This window comes from Bifidobacterium sp. LH_424 (assembly GCF_056356895.1).
Window position 1 is genome coordinate 109,003 of the sequence record NZ_JBKEVC010000006.1, and the last position, 16,700, is coordinate 125,702.

Annotated in this window: 10 protein-coding genes and 1 tRNA gene; 7 read left to right on the top strand and 4 right to left on the bottom strand. The window is 67.6% G+C overall.

Annotated features, from left to right (window positions below):
• Nucleotides 1-123: 123 nt before the first annotated feature.
• The 5 genes from AC1AYP_RS06690 (at nt 124) to AC1AYP_RS06710 (ending at nt 9,032) form a co-directional block, all read left to right on the top strand.
• Entirely contained in the window at nt 124-3,162 is a 3,039-nt protein-coding gene (locus AC1AYP_RS06690; protein ID WP_476547200.1) for a hypothetical protein, read from the top strand.
• On the top strand, nt 3,162-4,748 hold the full coding sequence (locus AC1AYP_RS06695; protein ID WP_476502876.1) for a hypothetical protein: 1,587 nt from the start codon (nt 3,162-3,164) through the stop codon (nt 4,746-4,748). Before AC1AYP_RS06690 ends, AC1AYP_RS06695 begins: the two co-directional genes overlap by 1 nt.
• A gap of 180 nt (nt 4,749-4,928) precedes the next feature.
• The gene (locus AC1AYP_RS06700) at nt 4,929-5,699 is read left to right on the top strand and encodes a helix-turn-helix domain-containing protein (RefSeq protein WP_476544643.1); all 771 of its coding nucleotides are present in this window, start codon (nt 4,929-4,931) and stop codon (nt 5,697-5,699) included.
• Nucleotides 5,700-5,943: 244 nt separating this feature from the next.
• Nucleotides 5,944-8,052, top strand: coding sequence for a glucose PTS transporter subunit IIA (locus AC1AYP_RS06705; RefSeq protein ID WP_476544692.1), 2,109 nt, complete (start codon nt 5,944-5,946; stop codon nt 8,050-8,052).
• Nucleotides 8,053-8,198: 146 nt separating this feature from the next.
• Nucleotides 8,199-9,032 carry a PRD domain-containing protein gene (locus AC1AYP_RS06710; protein WP_476544644.1) on the top strand — a complete coding sequence of 278 codons (834 nt, stop codon included), beginning with the start codon at nt 8,199-8,201 and terminating at the stop codon, nt 9,030-9,032.
• A 197-nt stretch (nt 9,033-9,229) separates the two neighbouring features.
• On the opposite strand, the gene AC1AYP_RS06715 is transcribed toward AC1AYP_RS06710, so the two are convergent.
• Nucleotides 9,230-10,360: a diacylglycerol/lipid kinase family protein gene (locus AC1AYP_RS06715; RefSeq protein ID WP_476531338.1), complete on the bottom strand. Its 1,131-nt coding sequence runs from the start codon at nt 10,358-10,360 to the stop codon at nt 9,230-9,232.
• 262 nt (nt 10,361-10,622) lie between these two features.
• On the opposite strand from AC1AYP_RS06715, the gene serS reads away from it, so the two are divergent.
• Both serS and AC1AYP_RS06725 read left to right on the top strand, forming a co-directional pair.
• The gene (gene serS / locus AC1AYP_RS06720) at nt 10,623-11,909 is read left to right on the top strand and encodes a serine--tRNA ligase (RefSeq protein ID WP_476544645.1); all 1,287 of its coding nucleotides are present in this window, start codon (nt 10,623-10,625) and stop codon (nt 11,907-11,909) included.
• 247 nt (nt 11,910-12,156) lie between these two features.
• A tRNA-Ser gene (locus AC1AYP_RS06725) sits at nt 12,157-12,241 on the top strand.
• Nucleotides 12,242-12,443: 202 nt separating this feature from the next.
• Here AC1AYP_RS06725 and AC1AYP_RS06730 read toward each other — a convergent pair.
• From AC1AYP_RS06730 to AC1AYP_RS06740, 3 genes are read right to left on the bottom strand one after another with little or no spacing between them, the layout of a single operon-like run.
• The gene (locus tag AC1AYP_RS06730) at nt 12,444-14,636 is read right to left on the bottom strand and encodes a DUF6541 family protein (protein ID WP_476544646.1); all 2,193 of its coding nucleotides are present in this window, start codon (nt 14,634-14,636) and stop codon (nt 12,444-12,446) included.
• 52 nt (nt 14,637-14,688) lie between these two features.
• Nucleotides 14,689-15,942 (bottom strand): acyltransferase family protein, encoded by a 1,254-nt coding sequence (locus tag AC1AYP_RS06735; RefSeq protein WP_476544647.1) that lies wholly within the window; start codon nt 15,940-15,942, stop codon nt 14,689-14,691.
• Nucleotides 15,943-16,641, bottom strand: a complete 699-nt coding sequence (locus tag AC1AYP_RS06740; protein WP_476544693.1) for a LuxR C-terminal-related transcriptional regulator — start codon at nt 16,639-16,641, stop codon at nt 15,943-15,945. It abuts the gene before it with no gap.
• Between the last annotated feature and the right edge of the window lie 59 nt (nt 16,642-16,700).

Genomic DNA, 16,700 nt, shown 5'->3' on the forward strand with positions numbered 1-16,700 from the left:
ATAACATGGGGCCACTTTGATCGGGAAACCTGGACGTGCGCACCTTGGCAGTCAAGGAAAGGGGAGTCGCGGCAACGGGCGGGGAAGGATCGAAGCGTCACTCGGAAGGGAGTCGAGAACATCATGAACATCACCACCACGCGCAAGGCCCTGGGCGGGCTGTGCGCGGTCGTGCTCGGGCTGACGAGTCTGGGCGCCGGGACGATGACGGCCATCGCCCAGACCGCGCAACCCGGCCAGACGCAGGCCGCGACGTCGCAGACCACGGCGACGGGCACCGCCGCCAAGTCCGCCAAGGACGACTACACGCTCACCGGCGCGGACGGACAGGCCGCCCCCGTGCAGTCCTCGAACGGCGACGACGCGCTCAAGGCCGCCACCACGCCGCAGCAGGGCGCACCGGATCTGAAGAACGCGAAGACCTTGCCGGACACGGTCAAGCTGAACGACATGTTCCGCTACGAGGCCGCGTCCACGTCCGGCGCCAAGCCCTCCGACGCCGACGCGTTCGCCGCGGACGGCGTGGCAGACACCGGCACCGGTGCCGCAGACAGTGCCCCGGCCCCGGCCTCCGCAACCGCCGCCAAGGCCGAGATGACCCTGTTCCCGCAGACGGTCACGCACAAGGAGCTGTCCGACCGGCGCGCCATCGCCATCCACGCGTCCGGCTTCGCCGCGGGCGAGGCCATCGCGTACGAGGTGGCCGGCCCCGGCGACCCGCTGTACAACATGACCAAGTACTTCGCCGGCTACGCCGACAAGAACGGCAAGTGGATCAACACGATCAGCTACCTGAACGCCGACTACGCGCGCAAGGGCGACTACACCGTCAAGCTCACCGGCATGAAGAGCGGCGCGAGCGTCGAAGACAAGTACACGATCACCGATGATCCGGCCGAGCTGGCCGCCGGCACCGCGAAGATCGAGCCCGCCTCCGCCACGGTCACCCAGTACGACATGCGCTTCACCGGCATGAAGTTCACCGCCTCCGGCTTCAAGGCCGGCGAGGACGTGAAGATCTACGTGGTGACCTCCCTCGGTGACGCGCAGGCCATCGACGACTACAAGGCCTCCGCCGACGGCACCGTCTCCGACGCCATCGTCACCCGCACCTCCGTCGGCCTGACCGGCGTGTTCCAGCTGATCGCGGTCGGCACCGAATCCGGGTCCGCGAAGGCCGACTTCACCATCGTCGCCAACGACGACCCGTTCGCCGACGCGGTGGACAGGAAGGCCGCCGACACGGTTAAGCTCACCATCGACCCGAAGCGCATCTCCCAGTACGCGCTCGGCCTGCAGGGCATGAAGTTCACCGTCGACGGCATGCAGAAGGACGAGAAGGTCGAGTTCATCCTCACCGATCCGGACACCGGATTCCAGCAGGCGTACACGATGCTGCCCACCACCTACCCGAAGCCGGTCGAAGGCCAGTATTCCTCGCCGCTGTACGACACGTCGCTTGCCGCCAAGCCCGGCACCTACGCGGTCAAGGTCGTCGGCACCAAGTCCGGCTACGTGACCGGCAGCTACGAGGTCTACGACGACACCAGCATCACGATCGACCCGAAGATCGTACCGACCGGCGAATTCGCCAAGCACGTCAAGGACGGCGTCGCCACGATGACCCAGTCCGATCTGCTGGCCGACGGCGCGATCACGTTCAAGGCCACCGGCTACGTGCCCGGCGACTACACGGAAAGCTACATCATCAACCCGAACGGCTCCCAGATGCCCGGCGTCAGCGGCCTGACCGGCGACGCCGGCACCTACGTGGACGACGGCAGCTACTGGAAGGCCCCGAACAACTTCGGCGGCCGCAGCGGCTACAACAACGCGCTCGTGCCCGGCACGTACACGCTCGTCGTGGCCGACCACTACGCCAAGAGCCGCATCTACAGCCAGATCGCCATCAAGGTGACCGACGACTCCAAGACCGCGCCCCGCGGCAAGGTCGCCGTCTCCGCGAACACGATCAGCGCCTACGACCTCTACAAGAACGGCCTCAAGCTGGACGTCAGCGGCTTCAACGCCTCCGAGCTCGGCAGCCTGCTCATCACCACGCCGAACGGCACGCCCGCCATCGCCAGCCCGATGACGCTCGGCGCCAACGGCAACTACGAGGGCACGTTCAAGGCCAACGATCCGGAGACCGCGCAGACCGGCGAATACAAGGTCGCCTTCTACACCAACGACGCGGACCACCCGAAGCAGGAGGCCACGTTCACCGTGACCGACGACCGCGCGCCCGAAGCCACGATCGGCGTGACCCTCTCCGCCGACACGCTCACCCAGTCCGACTTCGCCAAGACCGGCCTCGACCTGAGCGCCACCGGCCTCGACGCCTACCAGTACGGCGACGTGCGCATCACCGAGCCCGACGGCACCACCGTGATCGCCGCCACGCTGCAGGCCGACGCCGACGGCGACATCAAGCTCGCCGCCCCGCTCAAGCGCGCCACCGACACCGCGCAGTCCGGCGAATGGACCGTCCAGGTGAAGACCAAGGACTACCACCACGGCGAGGCCACGTTCGCCGTCACCGGCGACAACAAGCCGGCCGGCGTCGACAAGACCGAGCTCAAGCGGCTCGTCGACAAGGCCGCCGCGCTCAAGGAATCCGACTACACGGCGGAATCCTGGGCCGGTCTCGCCGCCCCGCTCGCCGCAGCCAAGGCCGTCCTCGCCAAGGAGAACGCCACCCAGGCCGAAGTGAACACCGCGTGGGGCGACCTCAACGCCGCGATCGACGCGCTCGTCGCCGCCGCCAAGCCCAGCACGGCCGATAAGACCAAGCTGCAGGATCTCGTCGCCAAGGCCGAGACGCTGGACTCCTCCAAGTACACGGCGGAATCCTGGGCCGGTCTCGCCTCGCCGCTCGCCGCGGCCAAAGCCGTCCTCGCCAAGACCGACGCCACGCAGCCGGAAGTCGACGCCGCCTACCGCGACCTCGCCGCCGCGATCGACGCGCTCGTCGCCAAGAGCGAGCCGACGCCGCAGCCCGGTTCCGGCGCGGGCGCGGGTGCCGCGAACGCCGGCACCGGCGCGGCCGCGACCTCGCCGCTGGCCTCGACCGGCGCATCCGTGAGCCTGCTGGCGGTCGGCGCGCTGCTGACCCTCGCCGGCGCCGCGATGCTCGCCAAGGCGCGTAAGGAGCGTGCGTGATGGAACACTCGGATAAGGAGAACAAGATGAACGCAACGCGCGCGACGATGTCGCGTTCGAAGAAACTGGGCGTCGCCGCGCTCGCCGCCGGACTGGCGTTCGCCACCGCGGCCGGCGTGATGATGGCCGTGAACGGCCCGGCGGTGGACATGAGCGGCGTCGTGCGATACAGCGCGCCGAACGTCGCGGACTACACGGCGCAGGCCGGCGCGCTCGGCGACGGTCTCAACGCGGCCATCGCGCATGATCTCGACATGAGCGGCGCGAAGTATCTGGCGCTCGCCGACGCCGGCCGCGCCGGGGCGGCGACGGTCAAGTCGCTGGGGAGCGGCGTGAAGGCGTCATGGATCGACGGCGACGGCACGCTGCACGTCATCGCGTCCGACGCGGCGACGGCGCGACGCGCGTCCGCCGCCGGCGCCGACGCGACGACCTCCGATCCGCTGGGACGTGAGGCCGCCGCGAAACAGGCGTCCGACGCCTCCCGCACCTACTACGCCGACTACACGGACGGCACGGTGAAGTCCTACGCGAAGAAGTCCCTCAAACTCACCTCGGGCGGTCTCGCCGCGGGCGACTTCATCGGCGGCACCGGCTACATGGTGACGACCACGTCGGGCGGCAACGCGCGTTGCTCCGCCGGATTCGCCGGCACCGACGGCTTCGGCCAGAACGTGAACCTCACCGCCGGCCACTGCGTCGAAGGCATCGACACCGGCGTGCAGATCAAGGCGATGACCTTCCCGGTCCCGACCATCTACCTCGACCGCCAGTGGGGTCTCGACGACGCGCGCAACGTGGTCGGCCGCGCCGCGCAGGGCCACGTCGGCGACGAGAACGACGCCGGCGTCATCAACCTGTCCGAGAACACCTACCAGTCGTTGCCGCAGGTCTCCACCTGGGGCGCCGACGGCAAGGACGCCTCCCAGTCGAAGGGCGAGGGCCTGTACTCGCAGGACGACGGCACGCCGCTCGACGTGTACGACGGCTCCGACGTGATCGTCGGTATGCCCGCGTGCAAGTCCGGTTCCACCAGCGGCTGGACCTGCGGCACCATCAAGCGCGTGAATGTGAGCGAAAGCATCAACGCGGAAGGCGTGATGAAGTCGGTCTCCGGCTTCCAGTTCGACGCATGCATGCTGTCCGGTGATTCCGGCGGCGCGATCGTCTCCGGCCACTACGCGATCGGCATGGACTCCTACGGCAACATGGACAGCTGCGCCGACCGCGACAATCCGGACGCGGTGGCCGGCGGCTTCGCGTTCATCGCCGGAGACCACAACGCCGAGAAGATGTTCGGCGATAACTTCAACCTGACCATCAAGGTCGGCGAACCGGTGATTTCGGCCGCGGACGCGCAGTCCGTGTCCGGCACGGTCGATGCGGCGACCGGTGCGAAGGTCGCGGTGTCGGTGGACGGCAAGTCGTACACGACGGTCGTCAAGGACGGCGGCAAGTGGTCGGTGCGTCTCGGTGACGGGCTCGCCACGGGTTCGCATGAGGTGAAGGCGACTGCGTCGCTCAAGGCCGCGGGCTCGGATCTGACGACCACGGGTGCGACCGCGAGCAAGCAGTTCACGGTCTGATCGCTTTCGGGTTGTAACCCCCCTCAGTCCGGCCTGCGGCCGGCCAGCTCCCCCTGAAGGGGGCGCGGAGAACGGTCATGCGTTGCACGCATGTCGATCTCCCTGCGCCCCCTTCAGGGGGAGCTGTCGCGCGAAGCGCGACTGAGGGGGTAAACGCGGCTGAGGACGAGGAGGATGATAATGGTGGATGACTTGACCGACGAGTGGGAGGAGATGACGGCGATGGCCTACGACGAGCTGCCCGAGGTGTTCGAGGTCAGCGACCGCCGCGTGCTGCGCGTCATCACGAATCCCATCCGCTACGCGGCGCTGTCGGAGCTATTCGAAAGCCACGAGCCGCTGACCGCCACGCAGATCGCCGACGCGGTGGGCGTCAGCCCCAGCGTGATGAGCTACCATCTGCGCGAACTCGGCAAGGTCGGCATCATCCATCGCGTCCGCGGACTGCGCGACGGACGCGAGGCGCCGTGGATGCCGAGCGCCAAGCAGTACCGCATCGTCGTCAGCAAGGAGCCGAGTCATGAGGCGCGCATGAAACTGATGGACGCCGTGCTCGTCGCGATGCGCGACCGCATCGAACGCATGATCGTCGCGCGTGCCCGGAGCCGCGCCGTGCCGCCGAACGACGCCAGTCCCTACACGATGCTCTCCACCGGCAACCTGGTGCTCACCGAGGAGGAGGGCATCGCCGCGCAACAGGAGGTCCGCGCGATCTGGCGCAAATACGAACAGCTTAGCGACGGGCGCAAGCCGGGACGCTACCCGGTCAACGCCGTCTACGTGTGGTCGTGCCTGCCCGACGCGGCACGTGACGGCGCTACGCGTGACGGCCACGCGCGTGACGGCGGCAGGCGCGGCACCGGTGGACGTGCGGGCGCCTCCCGTACGGCTAGAATCGCCGGTGTGTCGCCGAAAAACGTTGGAAACAAGCCGTTTTGGGGAGTTGTTTAAAAAAGGTTTGCATATTCGTTATCGTTCTGTTATAGTGACGCACTGTCAGTTTCCTTAGCAGGGTTGCTACTCAAGATTTCGAGGCAAGACCTGAGGCGTGAGCCAAACCATAGGAACATGCACCCATAAGGTGCGGGTTCCACGGTCCCAGACTCTTGCCCCAGGTCTTTTTCGTTGTCTGGGCCAATGCCGACCTGACACGTGGGAAGCTGCGACATATGGAATGAAGGAAATGGAGAACACGATGTCGCATCAGGACGATGTCAAGGCGATCATCACCGCCGTCGGTGGTGCCGCCAACGTCAAGTCGTTGACGCACTGCGCCACCCGACTGCGTTTCGAACTCAAGGACGGGGGCAAGGTCGACCAGGCCTCCCTCGACGCCAACAAGGTCGTGCTGGGCGGCGTGCCGCAGTCCGGCGACCGCTACCAGGTCGTCATCGGCGGCCAGGTCGCCTCCGTGTACGACGAGATCATGCACCTGCCGGAGATGGCGGGCCTCGGCGCCGGCACCGTCCCGGACGACGACGGCGATGGCGAGATGTCCAACGCCGAACTCAAGGCCGCGGAACGCAAGAAGGGCATCCGTGGCAAGGTCGCCTGGCTCGACAACTTCTTCGAGTATCTGGCCGACTCCTTCCGCCCGATCCTGGGCGTCCTGCTCGGCGCGTCCATCATCATCGCGCTCGTCAACCTGGCCATCTCCCTCGGCCTCGTCGAGAACGACACCGCCACCACCGGCCTCGTGTTCATCCAGGCCATCTGGAAGGGCGTGTTCTACTTCCTGCCGATCATGATCGCGTACAACGCGTCCAAGAAGCTGAAGGTCGATCCGTGGCTGGGCGGCTCCATCATGGCCATGCTCATGACCCCGCAGTTCATGACCACCCTGCAGGATCCGAAGCAGTGGGGCGACGCCGTCAAGTGCGTCAAGGTGATGGGCAACACGCAGTGCACCACCACCGTGTTCGGTCTGCCGATGCAGATGTCCGACTACTCCGGACAGGTCTTCGTGCCGCTGCTCATGGCCGCCGTGCTCGCCCTCGTCTACCACGGGCTCAAGAAGATCATCCCGGATTCCGTTCAGCTCGTCTTCCTGCCGTTCTTCTCGATGATCATCGTCGGCGCCCTGACCGCCTACATCATCGGACCGCTGGGCGTCTGGGCCGGCAACGGCGTCGGCGTCGGCCTGTCCTGGATGAACTCCCACGCGCCGTTCATCTTCGCCATCGCCATCCCGCTGCTCTACCCGTTCCTCGTGCCGCTGGGCCTGCACTGGCCGCTCAACGCCCTGATGCTCATGAACATCCAGACGCTCGGCTACGACTTCATCCAGGGCCCGATGGGTACGTGGAACTTCGCCTGCTTCGGCGCCACCGCCGGTGTGCTGTTCCTCTCCATCCGTGACCACGACGACCAGATGCGCCAGACCTCCATCGGCGCCCTCGCCGCCGGCCTGCTCGGTGGCGTCTCCGAGCCGTCCCTCTACGGCATCCACCTGCGCTACAAGCTCATCTACTCCCGTATGCTCGTCGGCTGTGGCGTCGGCGGTGTCGTGATCGCCGTCATGGGCTGGCTGTTCCCGTCCTCCGTCGGCGTCCACGGCGTGACCACCACCACGTTCGCCTTCACCTCGCTGCTCACCATCCCGGTGTTCAACCAGATGTGGGTCTACGCCGTGTCCATCGCCGCCGCGTTCATCACCTCGATGGTTCTCATCATCACGCTCGACTACCGCACTCCGGAGCAGAAGGCCGAAGTGAAGGCCCGCGCCGCCGCCGCTGTCAAGGCCAAGGCCGGCAAGGGCAAGGCCGCCGTCGAGGCCGCTCCCGCCGCCGCCCCGGTCGCCGAGACCGCTGTTGAAGAGACCCCGGCCGCCCCGGCCGCCGACGCCGAGCCGACCACCGCCGTGGGCGCCCCGGTCGACGGCCACGTCGTCTCCCTCGACGACGCCGGCGATCCGGTGTTCGCCTCCCGCGCCCTCGGTGAGGGCGTTGGCATCCAGCCGACCGGCTCCGTCGTCAAGGCCCCGGTCTCCGGCGTGCTCCAGACCGTCGCCGAGACCGGCCACGCGTTCGGCCTCAAGACCGATGACGGCGTCGAAGTGCTCGTGCACGTCGGCATCGACACGGTCAAGATGAACGGCGAAGGCTTCGACGTCAAGGTCGCCAAGGGCGATCGCGTCAAGGCCGGCGATCCGCTCGTCGCCGTCGACTTCGACAAGGTCAAGGCGGCCGGCTACAGCACCACCACGCTGATGACGGTCCTCAACACCGCGATGCTCACGTCCGTCACTCCGAAGACGAACGTGGACGTCAAGGCCGGTGACGAGGTCCTCGCCATCGAGAAGTGATCATTCCGACGCGCCGGTTCCGGGCCCTCGGCGGATGATTCCGCCGCGGCCCGGGCCGGCGCGTCGGCTATGCTGAGCCTTATGGACGGATTCCGGCGGCGGCCTTCGGGCCGGGGCCGGTCCGGTCATGGGGTGAAAGGGATGTCATGGAAATACTTCGCGTCTTCAACAACAACGTCGTCCTCGCGAAGGACGGCACGCGCGAGGTGATCCTCACTGGCCGCGGGCTTGGCTTCAAGGCGAAACCCGGCATGACGGTCGATCGCACCAAGGTGGCGCGCGTGTTCGTGCCCGCCGACGGGCGCGACCCCGACCATCTCGCCCAATTGCTCGGCGACATCCCGCCCGAGGTCATCAAACTCGTCTCCGAAGCCATGGACCGAATCGGTCTGGGCGAGGAGGCGGCCCAGAATCCCACGCTCGTCATGGCCCTCGCCGACCACGTGTGCGGGGCGCTGCGCCGCGTCAAGAACGGCATCCCAGCCATCGCCTACCCCCTCACCGAAGAGGTGCAGACGCTGTACGAGCGCGAATACACGCAGGGGAAGGCCCTGCTCAAGGCGTTGAACACACGGCTCGGCGGCGTGCTGCCCGAGAACGAGGGCGTCGCGTTCGCGCTGCACCTCGTCAACGCCGGATTCTCGACCGGCGACCTGACCCACACGTATGCGATGACCGGCGTGATCCAGCAGCTGCTCGCCGTCATCGAAAGCACGTACGGCATCACGCTCGACGAACATTCCGTCAACGTGGGCCGATTCATTACGCATCTGCGCTACCTGTTCGTGCGCATCCACCAGCACAGCCAGCTGAAGCGCGAACCCGAGGCGATCGTCGCGTCGATCATGCAGTCCTATCCGAAGGCCGCCGAATGCGCCCGCCGCATCGCCGCGCTCATCGAGCTGCGCCTCGACACCACGCTCACCGAAGACGAAATCGCCTACCTCACCCTCCACGTGGCCCGAGTCAGCGCCGCCTGACGTTCGGTTCGGCCCTCTCCTTGCAGGGATGGTGCCTGACGTTCCTTCTGTTCTCCCGCAGGGAGGGTGGCTGTTTTTTCTTCCCTCCCCTTGCAGGGGAGGGTGGCGGCGAAGCCGACGGGTGGGGTAGTCGGGTCCCCCTCAGTCCGCCTCATGGTGGCCAGCTCCCCCTGAAGGGGGCACAGAAACAATGGACCCTACGCCCGGATCGGCTCCATCGTGCCGGTGGCGGACGGGTCACCGCCGGTGATCTCCGGCACGCGCACGATCAGCGCGTTCCGGTCGACGGTGAACCGGATGTGCTGCGTGGCGGGCAGCATGTCGCCGTCCACCTGCGCGGGCGTCGGCTTCTCCAGTACGAGTTCCGCGCTCACGCCCTGCACCTGGTCGATCGTCGAATTCGTGGAGAGCGGGTTCTGCTCCGCCTTGCCGGTGATCGTCTGATGCACCACGTCGCCGAACAGGTTCGCCCATCCGATGATGCCGCCCGTCGTGTCGATGATCTCGAAATCGAGCAGGCCGTCGTGGAACGAGGCGTTCGGCATCAGCGAGAACACGGGGATCTGGCCGCAGTTGCCGGCCATGAACGTGCGGAACACGAGTCCGCGCGTCGAATGCGTGCTGCCGTCCGCGCTCGTGATCGTCACGTTCGCACGGTATTTCGGCGCGAACAGGTTCTTCACGCCGCCCACGAAATACGCGAGCCAGCTGATGTTCTTCTTCAGTTCCGGATCGGTGTCGTCGATCATCGCCGCGTCGAAGCCGACGCCCGCGATGATGAGGAACGCGTGCGCGTGATCCTCCTCCGGGTGGTCGAGCAGCGCGAGACGGCCCATGTCCACGCGACGCGACCCGTGCGACGTGGCCACGGTGAGCGCCGCATCGATGTCGTCCACCGGAATGCCCATGTTGCGCGCGAACAGGTTGCCGGTGCCGATCGGCACGATGCCGAGCGCATGGCCGGTGCCGGACACGGCGGACGCGACCGTGCGCACCGTGCCGTCGCCGCCCACCGCGACGACCACGTCCGCGCCGTGCTCGAGCGCTTCGAGCGCGCACGCGCGGCCGTCCTTGTCGAGCTGCGTGTCGATGAACTCGACCTCGGTGAGCCCCTTCTCCTTGCAGAACCGTTCGATATGCGCGCGGCGCGCGGCGGCCTGCGGCTTCGACGGGTTCACGATGAACGCGTAATGCACCTGGTCGTCATCGCGTGCGACGAGTTTCTCGGCGAGACGGCGGCGCCGATACGCGCGAACGGCGAACGCGACGGCGACGATGACGGCGACGACGCCGAGGACTACTGCGATGATGACTGCGGCTGTGGGCATAATCCTTATTCTGCTCACTCGGCGCTAAGATTCCCGCATCGCCACGGAATAATTGAACGATTCCTGCACGTTGGGATGCGGGTCGGACCGGCCGGCTGGCGGGGGCCGGTCGCATGGTTCGCGTCGGTTGCGTGCCATGGTTGGCGTGGCGACGACGTGTTTGGCATGAAAGCGACTGCGTTGCCTGTCGGAGCAAGACCGCGATACAGGACAACGGGACCCCGCATCCCGCGTGTCGGCTTACGGCGGTAGGCTGGGCGGCATGCTTGATATTCAATTCATTCGCGAACACGCCGATGTCGTCAAGGAATCCCAGCGCGAGCGCGGCGAGTCCGTCGAACTCGTCGACGAGGTCCTGCGCTCCGACGAGGCGCGCCGCTCCTCCCTCAAGGAATTCGAGGCCGCCCGCGCCCAGCAGAAGGAGATCGGCAAGAAGGTCGCCGCCGCCCCGGCGGACGAGAAGGCCAAGCTGATCGCCGAGACCAAGGCGCTCGCCAACAAGGTCTCCGAGTACAAGGCCGCCGCGGACGCCGCGTCCGAGGAATACACCACCGCCATGTGGAAGCTGTCGAACATCGTCGAGCCGGAGGCGCCGGAAGGCGGCGAGGACGATTACGTCGTCGTCAAGAAGGTCGGCCAGATCCGCGACTTCGCGGCCGAAGGCTTCGAGCCGAAGGACCACCTGACCCTCGGCACCGAGGTCGCCGGCATCGACATGCGCCGCGGCGTCAAGGTCGGCGGCTCCCGCTTCTACTTCCTGCGCGGCCAGGTCGCCCGCATGCAGATCGCGATGCTCACGATGGCCGTCGACCAGGCCGAGGAGCACGGCTTCACGCTCGCCATCACCCCGACGCTCGTGCGCCCCGAAGTGATGCGCGGCACCGGCTTCCTCAACTCCCACGCCGACGAGATCTACCGTCTGCGCGAGCCCGACGACCAGTACCTCGTCGGCACCTCCGAGGTGGCGCTGGCCGGCATGCACGAGAACGAGATCCTCGACCTCGGCAACGGCCCGCTGCGCTACTGCGGCTGGAGCTCCTGCTACCGCCGTGAGGCGGGCGCCGCCGGCAAGGACACCTCCGGCATCATCCGCGTCCACCAGTTCGACAAGGTGGAGATGTTCGTCTACGCGAAGCAGGAGGACTCCTACGCGGAGCACCAGCACCTGCTGGAGATGGAGCAGGAGATGCTCGCCAAGGTCGAGGTGCCGTACCGCATCATCGACACCGCCGCCGGCGATCTCGGCTCCTCCGCCGCCCGCAAGTTCGACTGCGAGGCCTGGGTCCCGACCCAGGGCCGCTACCGCGAGCTCACCTCCACCTCGAACTGCACCGAGTACCAGGCCCGCCGTCTCAACATCCGCGAGCGCACCGAGGACGGCTCCACCCGCCCGGTCTCCACGCTCAACGGCACGCTGGCCACCACCCGCTGGCTCGTCGCGATCCTCGAGAACCACCAGCAGAAGGACGGCTCCATCGAGATTCCGAAGGCCATGCGTCCCTACATGGGCGGCAAGGAAGTCATCGAACCCACCAAGTGGGAGGCGTGACGCCCTCGCAGGCGTGACGCCCGCCTAGCCCGCCCCACACCCCCATGGTGCGGTAACACACAATCTCCATAACGTTGGAAAATGGCCGTTTTGGCCTACCGCACCATGGGGATTTCACCGCACCATGGGATGTCGGGGGCGGTTTATTGGTGCGGGGCGCGCCGCCGTGAAGGCGGAAGGACGTGTTCCGCACCTTCTGTATAATGAATCGTCGTGCATGCGGCCGAAACGGGGTGTGCGCGTATACGGGTAGATGTCTGAGCGGTCTAAAGAGACGGTCTTGAAAACCGTTGAAGGGCAACCTTCCGCGAGTTCGAATCTCGCTCTGCCCGCCGTAACGAAACGGGGCTTCGGGAATGTCCGAAGCCCCGTTTCGCGTATCCGCCGACTTCCTGTCGCCCGTCGCCTATGTCGCCCGTCGCCTATGTCGCCCGTCGCCTATGTCGCCCGTCGCCTATGTCGCCCGTCGCCTATGTCGCCCGTCGCCTATGTCGCCCGTCGCCCCGCGTCTACGTCGCCCCGCACCTACTTCCCCTACTTCGCCGGGCAGGCGAGCTGATAAAGCGCCCAGTCCTTGGCGTGCGGGCCGTATGTGGTGAGGTCGAGGCCGGAGACCGGCTTCAGCGCGCCCGCCTTCACGTAGGCGTCGATCAGCTTCTCGTCGTGGAACTGGTAGAACTGCGCCCGGTAGGTGAACATCTGCAGGCTCGGCGCCTGCGGCCCCATCGTGAGGAAGTACACCGGTTTCCCGGGCGTGACCGAGCATGGCGAGGCGAGCATCGTCGCCGGGTCGCCGGACGCGAAGTCGAGCTCCACCTGCTTGAAGATCGCGCCGTTGAGCGTGTCCTGCGGGTTGTAGACCGGGTACAGCATGTTCGCGTCGAGCAGCGCCGTCGCGTACATCGACCCGTTGAGCGGGTCGGAGATGATGAGCGAGTCGGTGCCGACCTTGTCCACCACGCGGGTGAGCGCGTCGAGCTTGTCGCCGGTCAGCTGTTCGGTCGGGTCGACCTTGTCGAGCCGGGCCGCGTCGGTCAGCGCCGCGCGCATCTCGGTCTTGACCGGGCTGTCCGCCTGGGCGGCGACCATCGCGACGGCCAGCAGCACGGCGCCCGCCGCTGCGACGCCGCGCGTCAGGCGGTTTCGGCGTCGCGTCTTCGCCGCGCCGGAACCGGCCTCGCGCGCGTCGGCGGCCTCGTCTTGCGTACCGGCGTCGGTCGCGGTCGTGTCCGTCGTTTCGGTTTCGGTTCCGGCGCCTGCCGCCGCTCCGTCCGACCCGTCGATTGTGGTCGTATCGGCATCCGGCGCGATGATCGCGGCGGCCACCTTGGCTTCGGCATCGTCCGCATCGTCCGCGCCGATCCACGCGTCGAGCCGCGCGGCGGCGAACGCGATGAGCGGGAGGATGACGTAGGGCAGGAACGTCATCGTGCGCACTTCGTTGCGGTACCAGACCGCGGTGACGATGTTCGGAATCGCGCCGGTGAACGTCGCGCTGCATTCGAAGACGAACAGGACGAACAGGAACGACAGGATCAGCGACAACGCGATTTTGCCGGTGCGACGATCGTCGACGACGACGTGCCCGTGCCCGCGACCGTACCCGCGCCACCAGCGCGCCACCGCGACGCCCGCGACCGCGATCGATCCGATGAGCAGGATCATCATCGCCCAGCCGGCCACGGTCGGCACGTCGAACGAGACCAGTCCGTTCGCCGGATCGCCGGAGACCATGCCGTCGGTGAACGCGTAGGTGAGCGACGTCTTGAGGCTCATGTCCGGCTTGTGCGTGTGGAACCAGCGTTCCGGATGGAAGTACTTGTCCGATTTGATGAACGTGAACGCGTAGACGAAGAACGCGACCGCTCCCACGGCGAGCGCCGCGAACACGCCGGCGATCAGCCTCCACGGCATGCGCACCAGCACGAACGGCAGCATGATGAGGATGTACGTGAAAATCAGCTTCGGCTGCGTGGCCGCGACGAGGAATCCGGCCAGCGCGGTCAGGGCGAGCGTGCGCAGCAGCCGCGCGCGAAGCGCCGCCGGCAGCCGCCGCTTCGCGCCCTTGCCCGCGTTGCCCAGACCGGCGCCGCCCGCGGCAGCCGCCGCCCGTGCCTCGAACACGTCCACCAGTGCATCCAGCAGATGCAGCGTGGCGAGCAGCAGGAAGGGCAGCAGGTTGCTGCCCAATCCGTAGGCGAGCAGCGGCCCCGCGTACAGCATCTGGTACGGGTTCGTGCCGGACGAGACCGCGAGGATCGGCATGACGAGGTTCAACGCGCATCGCGTGCCGAGCGACGCGTCGCGCAGGAAATAGCCGCACAGCAGCGTCATGCCGAGCGGCCACAGGAGCCCCGCGCCGAGGATCCACACGCAGTTCACCGCGACGACGACCGCCAGGTTCCCGGTGAGCGCGGGGATGCCGAGCGCCCCGCCGACCTTCACGATCAGCGCGGCGAGCGTGTGGAACAGCGGCGGGTAGAAGCCGTCATGCGGCTGCAGCGTGAGCAGCACGCTCGGCCCGCGGTTGAGCAGTTTGCGGATGAAGTAGTAGTGCGACGGCGCGTCGATGCCCTGGATCGGCTTGTCCCACACGGCCGTCGGGAACCAGGCGAGCACGATGCAGAACGCGGCGATCACGCCCAGCAGTCCCGCCACGGCCGGCGCCCATCGGATGATGCGGTCGCGTTGGCGGATCCGCTGGTGGATCATCGAAATCTGAGTCATGGAAACCAATCCCCGATCGTCTTTGGAATCGTCGTCTCAATCGCGCAACAGTCTATCGCAGCAACCGCATCACACGCAGCAGCGGCTGGCGCGTGAACCGGTCCACCACCGTCACCACGAGCACGAACGCCGCCGAGAACGCGACGCCGAACGCAATCGCGCCGGCGACGCCCGCGCCGCCGTGCGCGGCGAGCGACGTCATGAACGACGTGCACGCGTCATGCCACAGGCCGTTCATCAGCGATTGCGCGATGTAGAAGCCGAGGATGCCGGACGCGAGGGCGGCCGCGAAACGCACGGCCGGACGCGGCCGCGCCGGACCGTCGCCGTCCGCGCGACCGGCGTCGCGACGCGCGTCGCCGCCGGTCGCCGCCGCCATCAGCGCGAACCATGCGGCGAGGAACGAGACGAGCGACGTCGATTTGAACGACATCGCCATCAGCAGCCCGCGCGCGCCGGTCACGGCGAACGCGGCCTCGAGCGCCGCCGTCACGGCGACGACCACGACCAGCGCGCGCCGCCAGAACCGCGGCGACGGCGCGCGGCCTGCACGCACGTCCATGCCGAGGATGCCGGCGAACAGGAACGTCGCCAGATACGTGACGGCGCTCATCAGCTTGCGCCAGTCGGTCAGTCCGCGGCCGCCCTCCGGCGCGACGAACGCGATGTACGCGTTCAGCGCGAACACGGCCACGAGCGCGAGCGCGGCGAGCGCGTGGCGGGTTCGCGCGTCCATGCGCGCGAACAGCCACGCCGCGGCCGGCGCGACGACGACGAACACGAGATACAGCCAGACGAATTCGAGACCCATGCCCCACCATCCCGCGGTGCCGAAGCCGGCGACCGGCGTGAACAGGTTGATCACGGCGCATATGGCGACGTAGAACAGCACGGACAGGACGATGATCGCGGCACGTCGCGCCGTCGCCGCGGCCTGCGCGCGCAGCGGCTTCGTCGCCGCGGACGGGATGAGATAGAACCCGGAGATCATGTAGAAGATGTGGTTGCCGCATGCGCCGAGCAGCGCGGTCATGCCGAGCACCCACATCGCCGCCGGACTCGCCGCGACCGGCTGCAGTTCCGCCGGCAGCCGGTCGATCGGCGTGGACGCGGCGACCACGGTGAACCACGGCTGGAACGTGTGGAACACGGCGATGCCGACGATTGCGGCGACGCGCAGCATCTCCACGCGCATGTTGCGCATGTTGCGCGCGCGGCGAGGGCGCGGGGATACGGGGGAAGCGGGAGATGCGGGGGATTGCGCGATCCCCCGCGTGGTCATCTGGACGGATTCGTCATCGGTCATTCACACGATTCTACGGTCGGCCGCCCACCGGGTCAGCTCGGTGCGGTTCGACAGCTGGAGCTTGCGCAGCACGGCGCTCATATGCGTCTCCACGGTCTTCACGGAGATGAACAGCTCGGCGGCGACCTCCTTGTACGTGTAGCCGCGCGCAATCAGGCGCATCACGTCCTGTTCGCGGCGGGAGAGGCGGTCGAGCTCCTCGTCGTGCGGAGGGTAGCCGTTCGTGCCGTTCGTGCCGAAGCCCGACCCCGCGGCGTCCATTCCGTCCGCGCCGGCACCGGCGCCGCCGCCGAACCCGCCGGCCGGCCCCGCGCCTTGGAACGCGGACAGCACGAATCCGGCGAGCTTCGGCGAGAACACCGCGTACCCCTCGTGCACCTGCTTGATCGACGAGATGAGGTCCGCGCCGGTGATCGTCTTGGTCACGTAGCCGCGCGCGCCGGCGCGGATCACCGCGCCCACGTCCTGCGGCGCGTCGGACACCGACAGCGCGAGGAACGCCGAGGCGGGGGAGTACGCCTTCGATTTGAGCAGAATCTCCGCGCCTCCGCCGCCCGCGCCGCCCGGCACGTGCACGTCGAGCAGCACCACGTCCGGCTTGGTCCGCGCGATCATCGCGATCGAGCCGTCCACGTCCGCGCCCTGGCCGACGATGTCGAATTCGGTGCGCAGCGTGGCGGTCACGCCCGCGCGGAACATCTCATGGTCGTCGACCACGGCCACGCGGATCCGCGCGCCGCCGCCCGTCGCGTTCGCCT

Bases quoted from the DNA above. Each gene is read 5' to 3' on its own strand.
- AC1AYP_RS06690 (WP_476547200.1), top strand. From the start codon at position 124: ATGAACATCACCACCACGCGCAAGGCCCTGGGCGGGCTGTGCGCGGTC.
- AC1AYP_RS06695 (WP_476502876.1), top strand. From the start codon at position 3,162: ATGGAACACTCGGATAAGGAGAACAAGATGAACGCAACGCGCGCGACG.
- AC1AYP_RS06700 (WP_476544643.1), top strand. From the start codon at position 4,929: ATGGTGGATGACTTGACCGACGAGTGGGAGGAGATGACGGCGATGGCC.
- AC1AYP_RS06705 (WP_476544692.1), top strand. From the start codon at position 5,944: ATGTCGCATCAGGACGATGTCAAGGCGATCATCACCGCCGTCGGTGGT.
- AC1AYP_RS06710 (WP_476544644.1), top strand. From the start codon at position 8,199: ATGGAAATACTTCGCGTCTTCAACAACAACGTCGTCCTCGCGAAGGAC.
- AC1AYP_RS06715 (WP_476531338.1), bottom strand. From the start codon at position 10,360: ATGCCCACAGCCGCAGTCATCATCGCAGTAGTCCTCGGCGTCGTCGCC.
- serS (WP_476544645.1), top strand. From the start codon at position 10,623: ATGCTTGATATTCAATTCATTCGCGAACACGCCGATGTCGTCAAGGAA.
- AC1AYP_RS06730 (WP_476544646.1), bottom strand. From the start codon at position 14,636: ATGACTCAGATTTCGATGATCCACCAGCGGATCCGCCAACGCGACCGC.
- AC1AYP_RS06735 (WP_476544647.1), bottom strand. From the start codon at position 15,942: ATGACCGATGACGAATCCGTCCAGATGACCACGCGGGGGATCGCGCAA.
- AC1AYP_RS06740 (WP_476544693.1), bottom strand. From the start codon at position 16,641: ATGTTCCGCGCGGGCGTGACCGCCACGCTGCGCACCGAATTCGACATC.